The 19,448-nt window shown below is 63.6% G+C and carries 14 protein-coding genes; 13 read left to right on the forward strand and 1 reads right to left on the reverse strand.

Annotation, left to right across the window (positions count from 1 at the left end; translation table 11 throughout):
* Positions 1-28 precede the first annotated feature (28 nt).
* The 11 genes from ACREP4_RS04110 to lpxC all read left to right on the forward strand — a co-directional run bounded on the left by ACREP4_RS04110 (position 29) and on the right by lpxC (position 14,366).
* On the forward strand, positions 29-1,834 hold the full coding sequence (locus ACREP4_RS04110; RefSeq protein WP_431595313.1) for a peptidoglycan D,D-transpeptidase FtsI family protein: 1,806 nt from the start codon (positions 29-31) through the stop codon (positions 1,832-1,834).
* Entirely contained in the window at positions 1,831-3,321 is a 1,491-nt protein-coding gene (locus ACREP4_RS04115; protein WP_431594937.1) for a UDP-N-acetylmuramoyl-L-alanyl-D-glutamate--2,6-diaminopimelate ligase, read from the forward strand. Before ACREP4_RS04110 ends, ACREP4_RS04115 begins: the two co-directional genes overlap by 4 nt.
* Entirely contained in the window at positions 3,318-4,712 is a 1,395-nt protein-coding gene (locus tag ACREP4_RS04120; RefSeq protein WP_431594938.1) for a UDP-N-acetylmuramoyl-tripeptide--D-alanyl-D-alanine ligase, read from the forward strand. Before ACREP4_RS04115 ends, ACREP4_RS04120 begins: the two co-directional genes overlap by 4 nt.
* Positions 4,702-5,787 carry a phospho-N-acetylmuramoyl-pentapeptide-transferase gene (mraY, locus tag ACREP4_RS04125; protein ID WP_431594939.1) on the forward strand — a complete coding sequence of 362 codons (1,086 nt, stop codon included), beginning with the start codon at positions 4,702-4,704 and terminating at the stop codon, positions 5,785-5,787. Before ACREP4_RS04120 ends, mraY begins: the two co-directional genes overlap by 11 nt.
* Positions 5,787-7,088, forward strand: coding sequence for a putative lipid II flippase FtsW (gene ftsW, locus ACREP4_RS04130; RefSeq protein ID WP_431594940.1), 1,302 nt, complete (start codon positions 5,787-5,789; stop codon positions 7,086-7,088). Before mraY ends, ftsW begins: the two co-directional genes overlap by 1 nt.
* Complete coding sequence (gene murG / locus ACREP4_RS04135) at positions 7,085-8,182, forward strand: undecaprenyldiphospho-muramoylpentapeptide beta-N-acetylglucosaminyltransferase (protein ID WP_431594941.1); 1,098 nt, start codon at positions 7,085-7,087, stop codon at positions 8,180-8,182. The genes ftsW and murG overlap by 4 nt, the downstream gene beginning before the upstream one ends.
* A gap of 43 nt (positions 8,183-8,225) precedes the next feature.
* Positions 8,226-9,662 carry a UDP-N-acetylmuramate--L-alanine ligase gene (gene murC / locus ACREP4_RS04140; protein ID WP_431594942.1) on the forward strand — a complete coding sequence of 479 codons (1,437 nt, stop codon included), beginning with the start codon at positions 8,226-8,228 and terminating at the stop codon, positions 9,660-9,662.
* 91 nt (positions 9,663-9,753) lie between these two features.
* Positions 9,754-10,482: a cell division protein FtsQ/DivIB gene (locus ACREP4_RS04145; RefSeq protein WP_431594943.1), complete on the forward strand. Its 729-nt coding sequence runs from the start codon at positions 9,754-9,756 to the stop codon at positions 10,480-10,482.
* The gene (gene ftsA, locus ACREP4_RS04150) at positions 10,479-11,714 is read left to right on the forward strand and encodes a cell division protein FtsA (RefSeq protein ID WP_431594944.1); all 1,236 of its coding nucleotides are present in this window, start codon (positions 10,479-10,481) and stop codon (positions 11,712-11,714) included. Before ACREP4_RS04145 ends, ftsA begins: the two co-directional genes overlap by 4 nt.
* A gap of 206 nt (positions 11,715-11,920) precedes the next feature.
* On the forward strand, positions 11,921-13,153 hold the full coding sequence (gene ftsZ / locus ACREP4_RS04155) for a cell division protein FtsZ (protein WP_431594945.1): 1,233 nt from the start codon (positions 11,921-11,923) through the stop codon (positions 13,151-13,153).
* Positions 13,154-13,454: 301 nt separating this feature from the next.
* Positions 13,455-14,366: a UDP-3-O-acyl-N-acetylglucosamine deacetylase gene (gene lpxC, locus ACREP4_RS04160; protein WP_431594946.1), complete on the forward strand. Its 912-nt coding sequence runs from the start codon at positions 13,455-13,457 to the stop codon at positions 14,364-14,366.
* 703 nt (positions 14,367-15,069) lie between these two features.
* Here the strand turns inward: lpxC and ACREP4_RS04165 are convergent.
* The gene (locus ACREP4_RS04165; protein ID WP_431594947.1) at positions 15,070-15,504 is read right to left on the reverse strand and encodes a DciA family protein; all 435 of its coding nucleotides are present in this window, start codon (positions 15,502-15,504) and stop codon (positions 15,070-15,072) included.
* A gap of 12 nt (positions 15,505-15,516) precedes the next feature.
* Between ACREP4_RS04165 and ACREP4_RS04170 the strand changes: the two genes are divergently transcribed.
* Positions 15,517-16,467: a peptidoglycan DD-metalloendopeptidase family protein gene (locus ACREP4_RS04170; RefSeq protein ID WP_431594948.1), complete on the forward strand. Its 951-nt coding sequence runs from the start codon at positions 15,517-15,519 to the stop codon at positions 16,465-16,467.
* A 157-nt stretch (positions 16,468-16,624) separates the two neighbouring features.
* The gene (gene secA / locus ACREP4_RS04175; protein ID WP_431594949.1) at positions 16,625-19,336 is read left to right on the forward strand and encodes a preprotein translocase subunit SecA; all 2,712 of its coding nucleotides are present in this window, start codon (positions 16,625-16,627) and stop codon (positions 19,334-19,336) included.
* Positions 19,337-19,448: the final 112 nt, after the last annotated feature.

Below are 19,448 nucleotides of genomic sequence, written 5' to 3' on the forward strand. Positions count from 1 at the left end.
CAGCCAGTTCGACCTCGGCAACCGCCTGATGATGGTCGGCGTTGCGCTGGGCCTGTGTGCGGTGACGCTGGTTGGCCGTGCGGCTTATGTGCAGTTGATCGACAGCGATTTCTACCAGCGCCAGGGCGAAGCGCGTTACCTGCGCGAAGTACCGATCCCGACCTCGCGCGGCATGATCACCGACCGCAACGGCGAGCCGGTGGCGGTCTCCACGCCGGTCGCTTCGATCTGGGCGAATCCGCAGGAATTGCTGCAGGCGCCGGAACGCATCCCCGAGCTTGCGCGTGCACTCGGTCTACCGGTCGATGAGCTGACCACCAAGCTCACCCAGAAGGCCGACAAGGAATTCATGTACCTGCGCCGCCGCATGAATCCGGATGTGGCCGAGCAGGTCGTGGCGCTGAAGATTCCGGGCGTGTTTTCGCAGCGCGAGTTCCGTCGTTTCTACCCGCAGGGTGAGGCGATGGCGCACGTGTTGGGGTTCACCAACATCGACGACCGTGGCCAGGAAGGGCTGGAGCTGGCCTTCGACGAATGGCTGCGCGGCAAGGCCGGTGCCAAGAAAGTGATCCGCGACCGCAAGGGCGCGATTGTCGAGAACATCGATCAGGTGCGCCCCGCCGAGCCCGGCAAAGATTTGACCCTGAGCATCGACCGCCGCATCCAGTTCCTGGCCATGCGCGAGCTGCGCAATGCGGTCACCGAGAACAAGGCCGCCGGTGGTTCCATCGTGGTGATGGACGTGGCCACCGGTGAAGTGTTGGCTATGGCCAACCTGCCGACCTACAACCCGAACGCGGTCAGTGGCGCCACGCCGGACACGCGTCGTAACCGCGCGGTGACCGACTTGATCGAGCCGGGTTCGACGATGAAGCCGCTGACCATCGCCACCGCGTTGCAGAACCATGTGGTCACCCCGGACACGGTCATCGACACCAATCCGGGCTATCTGTCGCTGGGCCGCTACACCATCCGCGACGTGCCGCGTAACAACGGCGTGCTCAACGTCACCGGCGTGATCACCCGCAGCTCGAACATCGGTGCGGCCAAGATTGCGGCGCGCATTCCAGACCAGACGTTCTACGACAGCGTGCGCGCCTTCGGATATGGCGTGGCACCGGGTAGCGGCTTCCCGGGCGAGTCGTCCGGCGTCGTGCCGCGTCCTGGCAGCCCGAACTGGTATGGCACCACCAAAACCACGATGTCCTACGGCTACGGCTTGGCAGTGACGCCGCTGCAGATCGCGCAGGCGTACTCGGCGTTGGCCAACGGCGGCAACGTGATCGAACCGACCTTCATCAAGGGGCAGCGCAACGAGGCGCGGCAAGTGCTGGAGCCCGCTATCGCGCAGGAAGTGGTGCGGATGATGGAAACCGTGGTCACCAATGGCGGCGCCAAGCAGGCGGCGATTCTGGGCTATCACGTTGCCGGCAAGACCGGCACCGCGCGCAAGAATGGCCCCAACGGTTACGAGCGCGGTCACTACAATCTGCTGTTCGCTGGCGTGGTGCCGGCCACTGCGCCGCGCTTTGCCGCGGTGGTGGTGGTCAACGATCCACAGGGCGCGAAGCAATACGGCGGTCTGGTATCCGCACCGGTGTTCCACCATGTGATGGAAGGCACGCTGCGTCTGATGGATGTGCCGCCGGACGACATTCAGTCGTGGCTGGCTGCGCAGGCCGCGGGCAAGGTGGGTGGCAAGCCGGGCAGCGGCGCTGCGCCGTTGCCGATTCCGCAGGAAGCGATTGACGCGCCGAATGCGGCTGCTGAATTCGACGCCGCGTTGCCGACGGCCATTGCGCCAACAGCGGCTCCGACGGAGGTGCGCCAGTGAGCCGCACCATGCCGTTGTCCACATTGCTGCCTGAGCTGACGCTGGCGCACGATCCGCAGGTCAGCGGCTTGGTGCTGGACTCGCGTTTTGTTCGCCCGGGCGATGCGTTTGTTGCGATTGCCGGCTTTGGCGCGCACGGGCTGGGTTTTGTCGAACAGGCCAAGGCGGCCGGTGCGGTTGCGGTGTTGTTTGATCCGCCGGCGCCCGCTGAATTGCCTGCACCGGCCGAAGCCATCGCGGTGCCCGGTCTGCGTTCGCGGATGGGCGTGATGGCCGACCAGTTCCACGGTCATCCGTCGCGTGCAATGACGATGGTCGGTGTCACCGGCACCAACGGTAAAACTTCGACGGTGCAGTTGCTGACGCAGGCGTGGCATTTGCTGGGCATCCGCTGCGGGTCGATTGGCACGCTCGGCGTTGGCCTGTACGGCAATGTGGTGCCGACCGGTTTCACCACGCCGCTGGTGCTGCAGATGCATCAGGTACTGGCACAGCTGCGCGACGACGGTGCCAAGGCCGTGGCAATGGAAGTCAGCTCGCATGCGCTGGACCAGGGCCGCGTCGATGCCGTGCATTACGACGTGGCCGTGTTCACCAACCTCACCCGCGATCATCTGGATTACCACGGCAGCATGGAGGCCTACGGCGCCGCCAAGGCCAAGCTGTTCCAGCGCCCAGGGTTGAAGGCTGCGGCGATCAATCTGGACGATGCATTCGGCCGCGAGCTGATCGCCACGCTGGCGTCGGACGTGCAGGCCATTGGCCTGAGCTCGACTGGCCAGAGCGGCGCCACGCTGCGTGCTGAAAATCTGGTGCTGGACGGGCAGGGCATTGGCTTCGACCTGGTCATCGGCGAGGCGCGCTATCCGCTGCGTTCCCCGCTGCTGGGCCGCTTCAATGTCGACAATCTGTTGGCGGTGGCCGGTGCATTGCACGGGCTGGGTCAGCCGGCGTCGACGATTGCCGAGGTACTGGGCCAATTGCAGCCGATTGCCGGACGCATGAATCGCCTTGGTGGCCAAGGCGAGCCGACCGTGGTCATTGATTACGCACACACGCCCGACGCGCTGGAACAAGCGCTGCGCAGTCTGCATGGCCATCTCAATGGCCGTCTGTTGTGCGTGTTCGGTTGCGGCGGTGATCGCGACACCGGCAAGCGTCCGCAAATGGCCGCCATTGCCGAAGAACTGGCCGACGTGGTGTTTGTCACTGACGACAATCCGCGCGGCGAAGACGGTGACGTGATCGTCGCCGACATCATGGCTGGGTTTGCTGACGCGTCCCGGGTCAATGTGCAGCGTGACCGTGCCCGCGCCATTGGCGCGGCCGTTGCGCAGGCCGGCCCCGGTGACATCGTGCTGGTTGCCGGCAAGGGCCACGAGCCCTATCAGGAGATTGCAGGTATCAAACATCCTTTCGATGACACCGACGTGGCATCGCGCGCGCTGAAGTCGCGCGCCGTCGTCGGCCAGGAGGTGCGTTCATGAAGCGCACTCCACTGTCGCTGATCGCCCATTGGGCCGGTGGCGAGATTCACGGCGAAGACGCCACGATTGATGCGGTCAGCAACGACACCCGTACGCTCAGCGCAGGCAGTCTGTATGTGGCGCTGCGTGGCGAACGTTTTGATGGCCACATGTTTGCGGCCAACGCGGTAGCGCGTGGTGCCAGTGCATTGCTGGTGGATACCCTGCAGCCGCAGGACGTGCCGCAGATCGTGGTTGCCAATACCGAACTGGCGCTGGCCAGGATTGCCGCCGCCATGCAGCATGACCGTGCCACACGCGTGTTTGCCATCACCGGCAGCAACGGCAAGACCAGCGTCAAGTCGCTGCTGCTGGCGATCCTGCAGCACGCTGCACCGGCGCAAGGCCGTCAGGTCTATGCCACACCGGGCAATCGCAATAACGAAATCGGCCTGCCGCTGGCGGTGATCGACGCACCGGAAGATGCCGACTACGCCGTGTATGAAATGGGCGCCGGCAAGCCGGGCGATATCGCCTATTTGACCGATGTCGTGCACCCGCATTACGCACTGGTCAACAACGTCGCCGCCGCGCACCTTGAGCGCATGGGTAGCCTGTTGGGCGTCGCCACCACCAAGGGCGCCATCTACGCGGCGCTGCCGGAAGACGGCGTGGCGGTGATCAATGCCGACGATGCATTTGCGCCATTCTTCGAGCAGCACTTCATTGGCTCGCCGGCACGTTGCAAGGTGCTGCGCTTCGGGCTGGAACACAGTGCCGATGTGCGCGCCAGCGCCATCGTGCTGGGCGGCGAAGGTTCGCACTTCACCCTGATCACGCCGCAGGGCGATGCGTCGGTGGAGCTGCACCTGGCTGGCCGCCACAACGTACTCAATGCGCTGGCTGCCGCTTCACTGGCGTTGGCTGCGGGCATCGACCTGCCGCTGGTGGTGGAAGGGCTGGCGCAGGCGCGCCCGGTTGCGGGTCGTCAGGTTGCACACACGCTGGTCAACGGTGCGGTGCTGATCGACGACAGCTACAACGCCAACCCGGGTTCGCTGGCTGCTGCGATCAGTGCATTGGCCGCCGGCAAACAGGAAGGATGGCTGGTGCTGGGCGACATGCGCGAACTGGGCGAGGGCGCGCAGGCGCTGCACGCACAGGCCGGGCAGCACGCCCGCGAAGCCGGACTCAAGCGTCTGTACACGCTGGGCCCGCTGAGCGAAGCCGCATCAACGGCATTTGGTGAGGGCGGGCGTCACTTCGACTCGCACGCCGCGCTGGCCGCTGCACTGGAAACCGAACTTCATGCTGGCGTGCGTTGCCTGATCAAAGGCTCGCGCGGCAGTGCCATGGACAAGATTGTGACCGCGCTGTTGGGGCGCGGCGAGGACACTATGCATGTTGCTTGAACTGGCCCGTTGGTTGCAGCAGCTGGACGATTTGTTCCGGTTGTTCAACTACATCACTTTCCGCGGCATTCTCGGCGCGCTGACCGCGCTCGGTCTGTCGCTGTGGCTGGGGCCGATGGCGATCCGTCGCCTGGCCCAGCTCAAGGGTGGCCAGCCGATCCGCAAGGACGGCCCGCAATCCCATTTTTCCAAGGCCGGTACGCCGACCATGGGCGGTGGCTTGATCATCACCACGGTGCTGATCTCGGTGCTGCTGTGGGCTGACCTGCGCAACCGCTATGTGTGGGTGGTGATGGCGGTGATGCTCTGCTTCGGCGCCATTGGCTGGTACGACGACTGGTTGAAGATTGCCAAGCGCGATCCGAACGGTTTGAAGTCGCGCTGGAAGTACCTGCTGCAGTCGATCTTCGGTCTGGGCGCGGGCTTGTTCCTGTTCTACACGGCCGACGTACCGGCGGCGTTGACGCTGTACATCCCGATGTTCAAGTCCATCGCGCTGCCGCTGGCCGGCATCAGCTTTGTGACCATTGCTTACTTCTGGATTGTCGGTTTCTCCAACGCGGTGAATCTGACCGACGGCCTGGATGGCCTGGCGATCATGCCGACGGTGCTGGTGGCCTGTGCGCTGGGTGTGTTCGCCTATGCCTCGGGCAATGCGGTGTTCTCCAGCTACCTGCAGATCCCGCAGATTCCCGGTGCCGGCGAACTGGTCATCATCTGCGCGGCCATTGCCGGCGCAGGCTTGGGCTTCCTCTGGTTCAACACTTACCCGGCCATGGTGTTCATGGGCGACGTCGGCGCGCTGGCGCTGGGTGCGGTGCTCGGCACCATCGCGGTGATCGTGCGCCAGGAACTGGTGCTGGTGATCATGGGCGGCGTGTTCGTGATCGAAACCCTGTCGGTGATGATCCAGGTGGCCTCGTTCAAGCTCACCGGCAAGCGCGTGTTCCGCATGGCGCCCATTCACCACCATTTTGAGCTGAAGGGCTGGCCGGAGCCGCGCGTGATCGTGCGTTTCTGGATCATCTCGGTGGTGCTCGTGTTGATCGGCCTGGCAACCTTGAAGGTACGCTGATGGACGACTACTCGCGCCAGGCAACCCGACTCGAAGCCATTGGCGGCAGCTACGACAAGTGGCTGTTGGGCGCCGCCGTGACCCTGGCTTCGATCGGCATCGTGATGGTGGCTTCCAGCTCCATCGCGCTGACGCAGAGTCCGTTCTATTACCTCACCCGCCACCTGGTGTTCATCGGCATCGGCGTCATTCTGGCAATGGTGACGATGCGGGTGGAGTTGAAGGAAATCGAGAAGTACAACCAGCTGTTGTTGCTGGGCTGCTTCGCGTTGTTGATCGTGGTGTTCATCCCCGGGCTGGGCAGCAGCGTCAATGGCGCCCGCCGCTGGGTGAACCTGGGCGTGTCCAAGTTCCAAACCGTGGAAGCGGTGAAGGTGCTGTACATCGTTTGGTTGTCGAGCTACCTGGTGCGCTTCCGCGACGAGGTCAATGCGACCTGGCAGGCGATGTTGAAGCCGGTCGGCGTGGTTGGTCTGCTGGTCGGTCTGTTGCTGATGCAGCCGGACTTTGGTTCGTCGATGCTGCTGCTGGGCATCACCATCTGCATGCTGGTGCTGGGCGGCGCTCAGATCACCCGCATCATCCTGCCGGTGTTGTTGTTGCTGCCGGGCTTGGTGCTACTGGTGATCTTCGAGCCGTACCGCATGCGCCGCGTCACTTCGTTCATGGACCCGTGGCAGGATCAGCTGGGCTCGGGCTATCAGTTGTCCAACGCACTAATGGCCATTGGCCGTGGTGAGTGGACGGGCGTGGGTTTGGGTGCGTCGATCCAGAAGCTCAACTACCTGCCCGAATCGCATACCGATTTCATTTTCTCGGTGATCGCCGAGGAGCTGGGTTTCATCGGCGTGTGTGGCATCATCAGCCTGTACGTGCTGCTGGTCGGCCGTGCGTTCTGGTTGGGTATGCGCTGCATCGAAATGCGCCGTCATTTCGCCGGTTACATTGCCTTCGGCATTGCCTTGTGGATCAGCCTGCAGACCTTCGTGTCGATTGGCGTGAACCTGGGCATTCTGCCGACCAAGGGTCTGACCCTGCCGCTGATCTCCTCCGGCGGCTCCAGCGTGATGATGACCTGCGTAGCGATGGGCCTGCTGCTGCGCGTGTCCTACGAATACAACCGTGCGGTGCGTCGCCAGGAAGTGCGCGACGACATCGAGCCGATGGTCGAAGACGCTGAGTTGGCACCGGCAGCTGCACCGTCAGCTTCGGCGGTGGCCGCAGCCATGCAGAACAACGCCACACGAGGCACCAGCCGTATGCAGCAGCGGGTTGAGCCGACGTTCGGGAGGATTGCATGAGCAATTCGCCGAACAACACGAAGCCGCGCCCGGTGATGATCATGGCGGGCGGAACCGGCGGTCATATTTTCCCGGGTCTGGCCGTGGCCAAGGTGCTGCGCGAGCGCGGCGTGCCGGTGGTGTGGCTGGGTGCTGATGGCGGCATGGAAACCCGTTTGGTTCCGCAGCACGGCATCCAGATCGACACCTTGGCCATCTCCGGCCTACGCGGCAAAGGCAAGCTGGCGCTGCTGGGTGCGCCGGTCCGTGTGCTGCGCGCCATTCGTGATGCCGGCTACGTGCTGCGTGATCGCAATCCGCGCGCCGTGGTCGCCTTTGGTGGCTTTGCGTCCGGCCCCGGCGGCATGGCCGCGCGTCTGCACGGTTTGCCGTTGCTGGTGCACGAACAGAACCGTGCGCCGGGCATGACCAACCGCATCTTGTCGCGCTTTGCACGGCGGCTGCTGACCGGCTTCCCGGGCAGTTTTGCAGGTGGCAAAGAAGAAGTCGTCGGCAACCCGGTGCGCGCTGAAATCGCCGCGCTGCAGGTGCCGGAACAGCGCTTGGCGGATCGCACGGGTCCCATGCGTCTGCTGGTGCTGGGCGGTAGCCAAGGTGCGCGCGCATTGAACAATGCCGTGCCCAAGGCACTGGCTGCGCTGGGCGACAGCGTTGCCATCGACGTCTGGCACCAGTGCGGCGAGAAGTTGCACGAAGAAGCACTGCAGGCCTATCGCGATGCCGGTGTGTCCGGTCGCGTTGATGCCTTCATCAGTGACATGGCAGCGGCCTATGGCTGGGCAGATGTGGTGGTGTGCCGTGCCGGCGCATCCACGCTGGCCGAGTTGTGTGCGGTGGGCATCGGCAGTGTGCTGGTGCCGTTTGCCGCCGCGGTCGATGACCACCAGACCCGTAATGCCGAATATCTGGTCGAGCGCGGTGCCGCCGAACTGCTCAAGCAGGACGACGCACTGGCCACCAACCTGGAGGGCGTGCTGCGCGCGCTCGTCAACAATCTCGCCGCTCGCATGCAGATGGCGCAAGCCGCGCGTGCACTGGCCAAGGTCGATGCGGCCGAACGCATCGCAGACATCATTTTTGAGGAAGCAGCATGAACACGGCACCGCGCTCCCGCGCCCGCCACATCGGAGGCACACAATGAGCCGTCGCCTCCACGACACCACTGATCTGGTGCGCGCATTCCCGCGCGTGCATTTCGTCGGCATCGGCGGCACCGGCATGAGCGGCATCGCTGAAGTGATGCTGACGCTGGGCTACGAAGTGTCAGGTTCCGACAACTCCGACAACGCGGCCACCCGCCGTTTGTCGCGGCTGGGCGCGCGCGTGATGCGCGGTCACTCCGCCGCCAACGTGCTGGGCACCGATTGCGTGGTGGTGTCGAGCGCCATTCGCGACGACAACCCCGAGTTGATGGAAGCGCGCAGCCAACGCATTCCGATCATGCCGCGCGCGGCGATGTTGGCCGAGCTGATGCGCTTCCGTCGCGGCATCGCGGTGGCCGGCACGCACGGCAAGACCACCACCACCTCGCTGACTGCTGCGGTGCTGAGCGAAGGTGGACTGGATCCGACCTTCGTCATCGGCGGCCAGCTGTTGGCAGCCGGTGCCAACGCCAAGCTCGGCGGTGGCCAGTGGTTGGTGGCCGAGGCCGATGAAAGTGATGGCAGCTTCCTGCGCCTGAATCCGCTGGTCGCGGTGATCACCAACATCGATTCCGATCACCTGGAAAATTACGGTAACGACTTCGCTCGCGTGCAGGAAGCCTTTGCCGAATTCCTGCAGCGCCTGCCGTTCTATGGCTTGGCCGTGCTGTGCATCGACGACCCGGAGGTGGCCGCACTTGCCGCCAAAACACCGCGTCACGTGATGAGTTATGGCATGAGCAGCAACGCCGACGTGCGTGCTGAAGACGTGGTGCAGGAAGGTCCGTGCATGCGCTTCACCCTGCGCTTGCCGGAAGGCAGCAGCGTGCCGGTGAAGCTTGCGCTGCCGGGCAAGCACAACGTGCTCAATGCATTGGCCGCTGCCGCGGTTGCCTGGCAGCTGGGCGTGGCGCCGGAAGCCATCGCCTCGGCGCTGGAAAAATTTGAAGGCGTTGGTCGCCGCTTCAATGACCTGGGCATCGTGACCACGCACAAGGGTGCAAAAGTTCGTGTCATCGATGACTACGGCCATCACCCGCGCGAACTGGAAGCGGTGTTTGCCGCGGCCCGTGGCGGTTGGCCGTCGCAGCGTCTGGTGGTGGCGTTCCAGCCGCACCGTTACAGCCGCACGCGCGACCAGTTCGATGCGTTCGCTGCGGTGTTGTCGGAAGTCGATGCGCTGGTGCTGAGCGAGGTCTACCCGGCCGGCGAAGCGCCGATTCCGGGTGCCGATTCCAAGTCGCTGGCACGCGCCATTCGTGCGCGCGGCCGCAGCGAGCCGGTGGTGGTGGGTCAAGCCGCTGATCTGGTGTCGGTGCTGCCGGACGTGCTGCAGGACGGCGATCTGCTGTTGATGATGGGCGCGGGCGACATCGGCCACGTTGCCCAGATTGTGGCGACCGAAGGCTTCAAGGAGTCCACGGGCGAATGAACCTTCATGCATTCCCGTTGCTGCCTGCATGCACCACTGCTCTGCGGTCGGTGCTGCGCGCCTGCGCCTGGAATGCAGGGGAGGGCGCGCAATGAATGCCGTGCTGCGCATCCTTGCCTGGTTGTTGGCCATCGCGCTGGTCGCCTTGCCGGTGGTTGCGGTGCTCAACGGCTGGGTCGGCACCGAGCGCTGGCCGCTGGCCAAGCTGCGCGTGCATGGCGAGTTCGAGCGGGTGCCGGCCGAAGATCTGCAGAAGACCTTGCTGCCATATGCGCGTGCCGGCTACTTCGCAGTGAAGCTGCAGGACGCCCAGCACGCCGTCGAAAAACTACCGTGGGTGGAAAGCGCGCGCGTGCGCAAGCAGTGGCCGGACGTGCTGGAAGTTTCCATCGTCGAACACAAGCCGTTTGCACGCTGGGGCAAGGATCGTTTGTTGTCCGAGCAGGGCCGCTTGTTCGCTGTGCCGCATGGCCTGGAAAACGCGCCGCTGCCGGAGCTGGACGGCCCCGATGCCAAGACCGCGGAAGTGGTCGAGCTTTACAACGATTCCCGTGCCTTGTTCGCGCCAGCCGGTGTGGACGTGCGCAAGGTCGCCATGGACGCGCGCGGCAGTTGGTCGCTGGCGTTGAACAACGGCACCGAAATCATCGTCGGCCGCAACGATGCACGTTCGCGGCTGTCGCGCTTCGTGCGCGTGCTGCCTCAGCTCACGCGCACGCAGGTGCCGATCGAGCGCGCCGACCTTCGCTATACCAATGGTTTCACGCTGAGCTGGGGAACCCCACCGCCGGCCACAAAGCAAACGCAGGACAGGACATGAATCGCAAGGGTGATAAATCACTGATCGTCGGGCTCGATATCGGCACCTCCAAGGTGGTGGCGCTGGTGGGCGAGTACTCGCCAGGCAGCCCGATCGAAGTCATCGGCATTGGCTCGCATGAATCGCGCGGGCTCAAGCGCGGCGTGGTGGTGGACATCGAATCGACGGTACAGTCCATCCAGCGCGCCATCGAAGAAGCGGAATTGATGGCCGGCTGCGAGATCCGTTCAGTCTATGCGTCGATCTCCGGCAACCACGTGCAGTGCCGCAACTCGCAGGGCATCACCCCGATCCGCGAAGGCGAAGTGAGCTGGGGCGACCTGGACCGCGTGCTGGAAGCGGCCAAGGCCGTGGCGATTCCGGCCGACCAGAAAATCCTGCATGCGATTCCGCGCGAATACGTGCTGGACGATTCGCAGGAAGGCATCCGCAATCCGGTCGGCATGACCGGTGTGCGCCTGGAGGTGCATGCGCACCTGGTGGTGTGCGCGCAGTCGGCCGCCGCCAACGTCAGCAAGTGCGTGCAACGCTGCGGCTTGCAGGTGGATGACCTGGTGCTTTCCTCGCTGGCCTCCAGCGTGGCCGTGCTCACCGCCGACGAGCGCGAGCTGGGCGTGGTGATGGTGGATATCGGTGCTGGCACCACCGACATCGCCGTGTTCGTGCAAGGCGCGATCTGCCACACCGCCTCGTTGCCGATTGCCGGTGACCACGTCACCAACGACATCGCGCACATGCTACGCACGCCGACGCCGGAAGCCGAGCAGATCAAGGTGCGTTACGCCTGTGCGCTGGCGCAGCTGGCAACCGCCGAAGAAAGCATCCAGGTGCCGTCGGTCGGTGATCGCCCGCCGCGTCGCATGCCGCGTCATTCGCTGGCGCAGGCAGTGCAGGGCCGCTACGAAGAAATTTTTGAAATGGTACAGGCCGAGCTGCGTCGCTCCGGTTTCGAGGAAATGGTGCGCGCCGGCATGGTGCTCACCGGCGGAGCCTCGAAGATGGAAGGCGTGGTCGAACTGGCCGAGGAAATGCTGCAGATGCCGGTACGCGTGGGTATTCCGCAGCACGTCACCGGGCTGGGCGAAGTGGTTGGCAATCCGGTGCATGCCACTGGCGTGGGCCTGCTGCTGATGGGCAGTCAGATCGAACACCCGCGTCGTCCGTCGCTGCCCACCGGGCGCGCCGGCAGCCTGTTCAACAAGTTGAAAAACTGGTTCCGCGGCGAGTTCTAAGCGCGGTGCCAGGCAGTAAGGCAGTGAAGCAAGCAGTAGGGCAAGACGAAGTGCAGTAACGCAGTCATTGATACAGGCAACAACCACCGTGAAGGGGTAACCCCAAGCGGAAAACCTAAAACAACTCGCCGGTGCGGGCGGGCGCAGAAGGAGAAGGATTCTTCCCGGATGCTCGACCCAATCACGGCAATAGAGAGGACATGGACATGGCGCATTTCGAACTGATTGAAAAGATGGCACCGAACGCGGTGATCAAGGTGGTGGGTGTTGGCGGTGGCGGCGGCAATGCCGTGGCCCACATGGTCAACAGCGCCGTCGATGGCGTGGAATTCATCACTGCCAACACCGACTCGCAGGCCATCAAGAACTGTGGTGCCAAGCTGCAGCTGCAGCTGGGTACCAACGTCACCAAGGGCCTTGGCGCTGGCGCCAACCCGGAAGTCGGCCGTCAGGCCGCACTGGAAGATCGCGAACGCATCATGGACGCGCTGCAGGGTGCGGATATGGTGTTCATCACCGCCGGCATGGGCGGTGGCACCGGCACCGGCGCTGCGCCGGTGGTGGCACAGCTGGCCAAGGAAATGGGCATCCTGACCGTGGCCGTGGTCACCAAGCCGTTCCCGTTTGAAGGCCGTCGCCGCATGCAGGTCGCGCTGAAGGGCATCGAAGAACTGAGCCAGCACGTCGACTCGCTGATCACCATCCCGAACGAAAAGCTGATCACCGTGCTCGGCCGCAACGCCACCATGGTGCAGGCCTTCCGTGCCGCCAACGACGTGCTGCAGGGCGCGGTGCAGGGCATCGCCGATCTGATCGTGCGTCCGGGTCTGATCAACGTCGACTTTGCCGACGTGCGCACCGTGATGTCGGAAATGGGCCTGGCCATGATGGGCACCGGCACCGCGCGTGGCGATGACCGCGCCCAGGCCGCCGCCGAAGCCGCCATCCAGAACCCGCTGCTGGACGATGTGAATCTGGCCGGTGCCAACGGCATCCTGGTCAACATCACTGCCGGCCCGGACTTCACCATGAGCGAGTTCGACGAAATCGGCCGCACCATCGAAGGTTTCTCCTCGGAAGACGCCACGGTCGTGGTCGGCACCGTGCTGGACCCGGACATGCAGGACGAAGTGCGCGTGACCGTTGTGGCCACCGGCCTGAACCGTGCAACCGCCAAGAACGCACAGCGTCCGGGCGAGCGCGCACCGATCAAGCTCGTCCGCAACGCCACCACCGGTCAGCCGGAATTCGGCGAGTACGAAAGCCCGGCCGATGCTGTGGCCAAGGCAGTCGGCAACTCGCTGGGCATGGGCCTGCGTCGTCCGAGCGCAGACACCGCGGCAGCATCTTCTTCCGCTTCGTCGGCCTCGCCGGCGGCGGCTGAACTGCCGAACGACTACCTGGATATTCCGGCGTTCCTGCGCCGCCAGGCAGACTGATCGGCAGGCTGGTCCGGCTCGTCTGAGCGGACCGGGTCTGGTCACGCGCCTGTCGGCGGCGCGGGTCGGGCCGGTTCGTCCAAGCGGAGCGGGGCAGTTGCCGCTGCAATACACGTCAGGGATGTCCACCCTGACGGGCAAAACCATGTCCTTTGTCGCCGGGCCAGGATCGGCCCGGCGGCATTTTCCGTCCTTCCCTGTACGTGCTGCCGTTGTCTGGCGTTCCGGGGAGCGGTTGTTAACGCGTGTTATTCTTGTTTGTCCCCAGCCGCGCATGCGCGGCTTATCCGGTTCCGAACCCATGATCCAGCAACGCACCCTCAAGAACACGATCCGCGCCACTGGCGTCGGCCTGCACAGCGGTGACAAGGTCTATATGACGTTGCGCCCTGCGCCGGTGAACCATGGCATCGTGTTCCGTCGCGTCGATCTGGATCCGGTGGTTGTCGTGCCGGCCCGTGCAGACCTGGTCACCGAAGTGACCCTGTGCACCGGCCTGACCTGTGAAGGTGCCAAGATCCAAACCGTCGAACACCTGATGTCGGCCCTGGCCGGCCTCGGCGTGGACAACGTGATCGTGGAACTGTCTTCGGCTGAGTTGCCGATCATGGACGGCTCCTCGGGCCCGTTCGTGTTCCTGCTGCAGTCGGCAGGCGTTGTCGAACAGGACGCGCCCAAGCGTTTCCTGCGCATCCTCAAAACGGTGGAGGTGCGCGACGGCGACAAGGTTGCCCGCTTCGACCCATATGAAGGCTACAAACTGGGCTTCACCATCCAGTTCGACCATCCGATGATTCCGGCCAAGCAGTCGCGCGCGGAGATCGAGTTCTCCACGGCTGCGTACGTCAAAGAGATTTCCCGCGCCCGCACGTTTGGCTTCATGCGTGACCTGGAGTACATGCGCGAGCGCAATCTGGGCCTGGGTGGCTCGATGGACAATGCCATCGTGCTGGACGAATTCCGTGTGTTGAATGAAGACGGTCTGCGCTACGTCGACGAATTCGTACGCCACAAGATCCTCGACGCCATCGGCGACCTGTATCTGGCCGGCGGCCAGGTGCTCGGTGCCTACGATGGCTTCAAGTCTGGCCATGCGCTCAACAACAAGCTGGTGCGCGCCCTCCTGGCCGACGAAACCGCCTGGGAATGGGCCAGCTTCGATTCCCCGGTTGCCGCCGACCCGGTGGTCTACGGTCTGCCGGCTTACGCTTGAGGCGGGACACAAAGAAACACTGAAACGGCCGGTTCAACCGGCCGTTCTGCTGTCTGGCGTTGAGGAAATCCATGTCAGCCATGTCCAGCCACGGAACTGCATGGGTGGCCGAGCGGGAACTTCTTGGATATTCCAACAGCCTGTCCCGGACCTTCTTGGACCTGAGTAGAGCGAAGCCATGCTTCGCCGAGGCTTTACCGAGATGTGCCGGATAAGCACCAAATCCCTGCTTGAGCCCCTCTCCCGCCTGCGGGAGAGGGGGTGGGGTGAGGGGGCGTCGAAATCGGCGCAAACGAGTCAGCCGGCACGCTGGTTGACAATGGATGTCGGGTTCCCAAGAACATCAAAAGCCCCTCATCCGCCCCTCCGGGGCACCTTGCTCCCGTAAACGGGAGAAGGACGCAGTCGGGCATTTAATGCCCCGGTTGCTCATCCGCCCCTCCGTCCGCGCGCTTCATTCCGAATTCTGCGCTGGCGAGACCCGGCGACCCGCATCCATGTGTAAGAGCGCTGGCGAATTCTTAGGACCAGATGCAGCTATGTCATGGATTTGTGAACCCAGTAAGGGTTCGAGCCTGAATTTAGCGAAAAATTAACAAAAGACTAACTCCCGGGGGGCAATCCACCGCTAGGATTCCTCCGGCTTCCTGCTTTGACCCGTTGGGCAAAGGGCGGGAACCGGGGCCGGTACGGCTCCCGGATTTCAGGATCGCGTGGATTTCACGTCCTGGAGTGCAGCCAGGGCGTCGCGCAATCCCTTATGCGTGGCTTCCGAAACTGCGGTACTGCGCTGGTCATTACGCACTGGGGAGTGCGGGGGCGCAGTGGCAGTCTTGACGGTCACTCGCGTGGCCTTCAGCCCGATGGATCGGGCCGCGTCGATCAGCTGGTCCTCGGCAAGCCGTACCTTGGCATGCCACACCGGCGATTCGACGAGAAAAACGAGGTGTTCGCCGTCCACATTGGCCAACCGGCAACGGTTTGCCAGCGCCGGCGGCAGATGGGGGCGCAATTGCCGGTCCAACGCATCGAGCCACAGGGCTCGTCGCAACGGGTTTCCAGCTTTGTCCGCCATCGCCGCTTCCAGCGCCTGTTTGGGCGCGGAACGGGAACGAACGCTGGATTTCGGCTCAGACATAAGAATTCTTCAATGACATTTAAAAAGATCGTAATCAAAACGCGTGAACGGCAGGCCAAGACGGCGCTCGCTCGCGTTCAGATGTATTTCGAGGATCGCCCCAAGGCGTTGCTGGGCAGCGTACTTGGGTTGGGTTGTCTGGTGGGCTTGGCCTTGAGCCTGGCGCTGGGCATGGTGGGTGATTCGGCGCTGCAAGCCAAGGTTGACCGGCAGGAGCAGGAGCTGGCCAAGGTGCGCGCCGATGCGCAGACCCAGGTCAATGCTCTGGCCGCGCGTCTGGGCGAGCTGCAGGCACAGGCCACGCGTCTGAACGCGCTGGGCGAGCGCTTGACCCAGATGGGCAAGCTGCAGGACGGCGAGTTCGACTTCAACGAAACGCCCGGTATGGGTGAAGGCGAGCCGGGCCCGACCCAGGACATCCCGGCCAGCGCGGTTGTCACCGACTTACAGGTGCTGGGGCAGCGGTTCGCTGCTTCAGGCAAACAGTTGTCGGTGCTGGAATCGTTGCTGTTCGATCACCAGCTTGAGCAGAACGCCGTGCCGTCGCGCATGCCGATCAGCAACACCTACATCACCTCCAGCTTCGGTACCCGCGCTGACCCGTTTGGTCGCGGTGCTGGCAACCACAAGGGCATGGACTTCCACGCCCGCGTCGGTGACCCGGTCATGGCCGTGGCCGATGGTGTGGTCAGCTATTCCGGGGTGAAGGGCGGCTACGGCAATGTGGTCGAGATCGACCACGGCAACGGCTACAAGACCTTGTATGCGCACAATTCGCGCCTGACCGTGCGTGAGGGCAGCCTGGTGCGTGCCGGGCAGGAAGTGGCCAAGGCCGGTTCCACGGGCCGTTCCACCGGTGCCCACGTGCATTTTGAGGTCTGGCAGAACGGCCAGGTGATGAACCCGCGCAAGTTCCTCGGCGAAGGCGGCAACACGCCCGTGGGGCGTCTCAGCCGCGGCTGACAAATAGCTGGGTCGGGAGCTTGAATCGCCAAGCCCTCGCCCCAAGCTACAATAGGCGTTGCCATCGACAGGGCGCATTGCGCCCTGTTTCGTTTGTGAGGGGAGGTCCCAGGGGGCCTGTCTGTCGCACGGCATTTCATTCAAACCGGTTCCTTCAATGATCAACAGCCTGCTTACCCGCGTTTTTGGCAGTCGTAATGAACGCCAGTTGCGCCAGCTCAACCGTATCGTCGCCAAGATCAACGCCTTGGAGCCGGAGATCCAGAAGCTCTCCGATGACCAGCTGAAGGCCAAGACGCCCGAATTCCGTGAGCGCATCGCCGGTGGCGAAGCCCTGGACAAGGTGCTGCCGGAGGCGTTCGCGGTCTGCCGCGAGGCGTCACTGCGTGTGCTGGGCATGCGCCATTACGACGTGCAGCTGATCGGCGGCATGGTGCTGCACTTGGGCAAGATCGCCGAAATGCGTACCGGTGAAGGCAAGACGCTGGTGGCAACGCTGCCGGTCTACCTCAATGCGCTGGAAGGCAAGGGCGTCCACGTGGTCACGGTCAATGACTACCTGGCCCGCCGCGATGCCGCGCAGATGGGCAAGCTGTACAACTGGCTGGGCCTGAGCGTAGGCGTGGTCTATCCGGGCATGCCGCACGGTGACAAGCGTGAGGCCTACGGCAGCGACATCACCTACGGCACCAACAACGAATTCGGTTTCGATTACCTGCGCGACAACATGGCGCTGACCAAGGCTGATCGTTACCAGCGCGGCCTGCATTACGCCATCGTCGATGAAGTCGACTCGATCCTGATCGACGAAGCGCGTACCCCGCTGATCATTTCCGGCCCGGCCGATGATTCCCCCGAGCTGTACATCCGCGTCAACCGCGTCGTGCCGCACCTGATCAAACAGGAGCTGGAAGACGGCGAGGGCGACTTCTGGGTGGATGAAAAGGGCAAGCAGGTGCACCTGTCCGAAGAAGGCATGGGGCATGCAGAAGAACTGCTGCGCGAAGCCGGCATCATCGGCGAAGACAACGACAACGGCCTGTACGCCGCGCAGAACCTGACTGTCGTCCATCACCTCAACGCCGCACTGCGCGCGCACGCTATTTACCAGCGTGACGTGGACTACATCGTGCGCGATGGCGAAGTGGTGATCGTCGACGAATTCACCGGTCGTACGCTGGCCGGTCGTCGCTGGTCCGATGGCCTGCACCAGGCCGTGGAAGCGAAGGAGGGCGTGCCGGTACAGCGTGAGAACCAGACGCTGGCCAGCATCACCTTCCAGAATCTGTTCCGCATGTACAAGAAGCTGTCCGGCATGACCGGTACGGCCGATACGGAAGCCTTCGAGTTCCAGAGCATTTATGGCCTGGAAGTGGTGGTGATTCCGACCAACAAGCCGACCGTGCGCAAGGACTACCCGGACCAGGTGTTCCTCAACCGCCAGGGCAAGTTCAACGCGGTGCTGGCCGATATCGAAGAGTGCGCCAAGCGCGGTCAGCCGGTGCTGGTGGGTACCACCTCGATTGAAACCTCGGAGATGTTGTCCGAGCACCTGCGCAAGGCGGGTGTGCATCACGAAGTGCTCAACGCCAAGCAGCATGACCGCGAAGCGACCATCGTCGCCAACGCCGGTCGTCCGGGCTCGGTGACCATCGCCACCAACATGGCCGGTCGCGGTACCGACATCGTGTTGGGCGGCTCGCTGGAAACCGAACTGCACGAGCTGGGTGAAGACATCAGCGAGGAGCAGAAAGCCGCCGTGAAGGCGGCATGGCAGGAGCGCCACGAAGCCGTGAAGGCTGCGGGCGGTCTGCATATCGTCGGCACCGAGCGCCATGAATCGCGTCGTATCGATAACCAGCTGCGTGGTCGTTCCGGCCGTCAGGGTGACCCGGGTTCGTCCCGTTTCTACCTGTCGCTGGAAGACAACCTGATGCGCATCTTCGCCTCTGACTGGGTGCAGAAGGCGATGCGCATGATGGGCATGAAGGAAGACGACGTCATTGAAGACCGCATGGTCAGCCGTCAGATCGAGAAAGCGCAGCGCAAGGTCGAAGCGCACAACTTCGACATCCGCAAGAACCTGCTGGACTTTGACGACGTCAACAACGACCAGCGCAAGGTGATCTACTCGCAGCGCGATGAGTTGCTGGACGCGGACTCGGTGAAGGAAAACATCGACGGCATTCGTGGCGATGTGATCTATGACCTGGTCGCGCGCTTCGTGCCGCCGAACTCGGTGGACGAGCAGTGGGACCTGGCTGGCCTGCAGGCCACGCTGGACACCGAGCTGGGCGTGCAGATGGACGTGGTGGGTCTGGTCACGCAGCACGAAGAACTGGATGCCGATGCGATCGCGCAGAAGGTGGTCGAGCGGATGGAAGAGCACTTCGCACAGAAGGAAGCGGCCGTTGGCGGCGACACCATGCGCGCGCTGGAAAAGCACGTGATGTTGACCGTGCTCGACCAGAGCTGGAAGGAGCATCTGGCACGCATGGATTACCTGCGTCAGGGCATCTACCTGCGTGGTTATGCGCAGAAGCAGCCCAAGCAGGAATACAAGAAGGAAGCCTTCGAGCTGTTCTCGCAGATGCTGGAAGACGTCAAGAGCGAAGTGATCAACCTGCTGTCGCGCGTGCGCGTGCGCAGCGAGGAAGAAGTCGCCGCGATGGAGGCATTGGAGCGCCAGCAGGCCGAAGCGCGTTTGCAGATGTCGCAGTTCCAGCACCAGGACAACGGTGGCTACAGCGCCGACGAAGAGGCCGCCGAGGTGGTCAACGCCGCCAACGAGCCCAAGGTCGGCCGTAACGACCCGTGCCCCTGCGGCAGTGGCAAGAAGTACAAGCACTGCCACGGTCAGTTGAACTGATTGACGAAAAACCCCGCGAAAGCGGGGTTTTTCTTTGGCGATCCTGCCGTGTTGCGGGTGCCCATGCTGCGTGGTGGTATGCCGCCTGTTGCTTCCGGGGCGCATGTGACCG

Source organism: Stenotrophomonas sp. (assembly GCF_050737575.1).
Taxonomy (GTDB): domain Bacteria; phylum Pseudomonadota; class Gammaproteobacteria; order Xanthomonadales; family Xanthomonadaceae; genus Stenotrophomonas.

Bases quoted from the DNA above. Each gene is read 5' to 3' on its own strand.
- ACREP4_RS04110 (WP_431595313.1), top strand. From the start codon at position 29: ATGATGGTCGGCGTTGCGCTGGGCCTGTGTGCGGTGACGCTGGTTGGC.
- ACREP4_RS04120 (WP_431594938.1), top strand. From the start codon at position 3,318: ATGAAGCGCACTCCACTGTCGCTGATCGCCCATTGGGCCGGTGGCGAG.
- mraY (WP_431594939.1), top strand. From the start codon at position 4,702: ATGTTGCTTGAACTGGCCCGTTGGTTGCAGCAGCTGGACGATTTGTTC.
- ftsW (WP_431594940.1), top strand. From the start codon at position 5,787: ATGGACGACTACTCGCGCCAGGCAACCCGACTCGAAGCCATTGGCGGC.
- murG (WP_431594941.1), top strand. From the start codon at position 7,085: ATGAGCAATTCGCCGAACAACACGAAGCCGCGCCCGGTGATGATCATG.
- murC (WP_431594942.1), top strand. From the start codon at position 8,226: ATGAGCCGTCGCCTCCACGACACCACTGATCTGGTGCGCGCATTCCCG.
- ACREP4_RS04145 (WP_431594943.1), top strand. From the start codon at position 9,754: ATGAATGCCGTGCTGCGCATCCTTGCCTGGTTGTTGGCCATCGCGCTG.
- ftsA (WP_431594944.1), top strand. From the start codon at position 10,479: ATGAATCGCAAGGGTGATAAATCACTGATCGTCGGGCTCGATATCGGC.
- ftsZ (WP_431594945.1), top strand. From the start codon at position 11,921: ATGGCGCATTTCGAACTGATTGAAAAGATGGCACCGAACGCGGTGATC.
- lpxC (WP_431594946.1), top strand. From the start codon at position 13,455: ATGATCCAGCAACGCACCCTCAAGAACACGATCCGCGCCACTGGCGTC.
- ACREP4_RS04165 (WP_431594947.1), bottom strand. From the start codon at position 15,504: ATGTCTGAGCCGAAATCCAGCGTTCGTTCCCGTTCCGCGCCCAAACAG.
- ACREP4_RS04170 (WP_431594948.1), top strand. From the start codon at position 15,517: ATGACATTTAAAAAGATCGTAATCAAAACGCGTGAACGGCAGGCCAAG.
- secA (WP_431594949.1), top strand. From the start codon at position 16,625: ATGATCAACAGCCTGCTTACCCGCGTTTTTGGCAGTCGTAATGAACGC.